2 protein-coding genes are annotated in these 3180 nt (G+C 66.0%); both read right to left on the reverse strand.

Annotated elements, in window-relative coordinates; all coding sequences use genetic code 11:
* Nucleotides 1–33: 33 nt before the first annotated feature.
* Nucleotides 34–1653, reverse strand: coding sequence for an APC family permease (locus V6M49_RS06605; protein WP_332760616.1), 1620 nt, complete (start codon nucleotides 1651–1653; stop codon nucleotides 34–36).
* Nucleotides 1654–1743: 90 nt separating this feature from the next.
* A partial coding sequence (locus tag V6M49_RS06610; RefSeq protein WP_332760617.1) for a GMC family oxidoreductase occupies nucleotides 1744–3180 on the reverse strand: 1437 nt, incomplete at its 5' end.

Genomic DNA, 3180 nt, shown 5'->3' on the forward strand with positions numbered 1-3180 from the left:
GCAGCTGCAGCTGACGGTGTGGGAACAGTGGCTCTAAGGGACTTTGGCGTCCTCCACGCCGGTTTCGGCCGATGATGCCTGTTGGGCGAAGCTTGCTTGTTGGGCGGAGCCCGACGACGGATGTGCTGCGACGGCCGCTGCGTGCTCTGCCAGTACGCCCGTTTGATGGCGGATCTTCAGGCGGTACAGCAGGGCTCCGCCTGCCGTGACGGCGGCAACGAACAACACCCCGCCCCACTGCAGGTACCACTCGAACGGCGGCACCGAGTTGTAGATCTCCGGCCGGGGCCAGACCAGATTCAGTGTCATGGCACCGCCCCAGAAGACCGCGAGGATGTTCACCGGCAGACCCCATCTGCCCAGGCTGAATCCGGGCTCGGTGCCGTCCGCGGCGAGCGGCCACTTCTTCAGGAGCCGGTTGCGCAGCAACGGAACAGTGACCAGGAGGTAGGACAGGTAGATCAGGACGATGCTGATGCTGGACATGATGGTGAAGATGGCTGGCTGCATCACGTTGACCAGCAGCGGAATGACGGCCATAACGCCGATCACGATCGCCGCGATCTTGGGGGTCCTGCGGACCGGATCCACCTTGCTGAGCTGCCGGCTGAACGGCAGGTTGTTGTCCCGGGCCATGGCGAACATCATGCGGATGGCGGCGGCATGGACAGCCAGGGTACAGACCACCACGGCCACCACGATGCAGGCCAGGAAGGCCTTGCCGAAAGGTCCGCCCAGGACGGAGAGCACAATGTACTGCAGGCCACCGTCGGCAGCTCCCACCTTGGGATCGGCCAGGTCCGGTGCGGCCAGGATGCCAAACAGCAGGATCAGGCCGCCCAGCACGAACGAGGCCGTAATGGCCCGCAGGATGGCTTTGGGTGCCGTGCGCTTGGGGTCCTTCGTTTCTTCACCCAGGGAGCTGGCGGTGTCGAAGCCGTACATAACGTAGCCGGAGGCCATGGCGCCGATCAGGAACACACCGAAGAAGCCGAGGTCGTGGCCTTCCCCGAAGCCGGCGGTGTCGAAGAAGACCTCAGGCCCCCGCACAACGTGCCACCCCAGCGCCAGGATCAGCAGCACGGCAGCGGTCAGCTCAACAAAGACGCCGATGCTGTTGATCCTGGTCATCAGCTTCACGCCGAAGGCGTTGATGAGGGTGGAGATGGAAATCATGATGCTCGCCAGCAGCACGCCGTTGAGGGCGAAGTCGTAGGTGCCCGTTCCGTCACCGATGATCTGGAAGCCTGACCAGAGCTGCGGAAGGGTGAGCTGCAGGGCCAGGGCCACGGCGCCCAGCGCCACGATGGACGAGATGAGCAGCAGCCAGCCCGCCAGCCAGGACCAGGTCCCGGAGGTGAGCCGCTTGGCCCAGTTGTACACCGATCCGGCCACCGGGTAGCGGCCCGCCAGCTCGGCGAAACACAGGGCCACCATCAGCTGGCCTGCGAAGACGAGGGGCCAGGACCACGCGTACGCCGGGCCGGCCATGGAAAAGCCAAAGTAGAACAGTTGAAAAACACCAGTGAGGATGGAGATGTAGCTGACACCTGCCGCGAAGCTGGCAAACTTGCCGATGCTCCGGTCCAGGGTCTGCGAATAACCAAACTCGTCCATGCCGCTTGAATCAATACTCTTGCTGGGTTCCGCCATGTGGACTCCTAAATCAGAAAAGCACGATAGTGATGACCGGCCGGCCGTGGCGCATGGAAGGTCGGTGCCCTGCCGCCGGGACCTTGCCGCTTAGGCGAGGGACGCGGTGAGCTCCATTTCTCCTGAGGTCATGGTTTCGCCGGACCGGCTGGTGCGGATGAGGTCCGCGCAGCGCTCGCCGATCATCATGACGGTGATGTTGGGGTTGACCGTGACGTGTTCTGGCATGACGGACGCATCCGCCACGCGCAGGCCGGTGACGCCTTTGACCCGCAGCTCGGGATCCAGCGGCGACATCCCGTCGTCGGCCGGCCCCATCCGGACGGTGCCGACGGGGTGGTACACGGTGTTGTGGGTCTTGCGGATGTAGTCCCGCAGTTCCTCGTCCGTCTGCGCCTCGACGCCGGGCGACAGCTCGCGGCCGGTCCATGCGGCCATGGCGGGCTGGGCGGCGATTTCGCGGGCCTTGCGGATGCCGGCCACCATAACCCGCATGTCGTGGCCGTCCGGATCCGTGAAGTAGCGCGGATCCACCATGGGCTTGTCGCGGAAGTCGCGGCTGCGCAGCCGGACGGTGCCGCGGGAGCGGGCGTGCGTGACGTTCGGGGTGAGGCTGAAGCCGTTCTCCGTGGTGGGGTAGCCGTGCCGCAGGGTGTTCATGTCGAACGGGACGGAACCGTAGTGCATCATCAGGTCCGGGCGGTCCAGGCCCTCCTCAGTGGGGCTGAAGATGCCGATTTCCCACCACTGCGTCGAGGCCTGGACCATCGGCTGCCTGGCCTCGAACTGCACCACTCCTTCGGGGTGGTCCTGCAGGTGCTCACCCACACCGGGTGAGTCCACCAGCACCTCGATGCCGTGCTGGGCGAGGTGGGCTGCCGGGCCGATGCCGGAGAGCATGAGCAGCTTGGGCGAGTCGATGGCGCCGGTGGACAGGATGACCTCGCGGCGGGCGGAGAGCCGGTGGGTCCGGCCGAACGCAGAGTCCACCACGTCGACGCCCGTGCAGCGCTTGGCCGCGTCGAACACCAACTGGCGGGCGCGGAGGCCGGTCAGCAGGGTGAAGTTTCCGCGCTCCATGATGGGGTGGATGTAGGAGACCGAGCTGGAGGACCGGGTGCCGTCCGCACGGCGGTTGATCTGGAAGAAGTTGGCGCCGTTGACCACGGTGGTTCCCGTGTTGAACTTTGCCCGCGGAATGCCGGCCTGCTCGCAGGCGTCCAAAAGCGCGACGCCGGCAGGATCCACCGGGGGCACGTTCATCAGGTGCACGGGGCCAGAGCCGCCGTGGTGCGGCGCGTCCGGGCCGGCGTCCTCGTTGGTCTCCAGCCGCTGGTAGAGCGGCCAGGCGGTTTCAGCGGTCCAGCCGGTGGCGCCGTATTTGGATTCCCACTCGTCCAGGTCTTCGCGCGGGGCCCAGAACGCGATGCAGGAGTTGTGGCTGGAGCAGCCGCCCATGACCTTCGCCCGGGCGTGGCGCATGAAGGAGTTGCCGTTCTCCTGCGGTTCCACCGGGTAGTCCCAGTC

The organism is Pseudarthrobacter sp., assembly GCF_036675385.1.
Classification (GTDB): Bacteria; Actinomycetota; Actinomycetes; order Actinomycetales; family Micrococcaceae; genus Arthrobacter.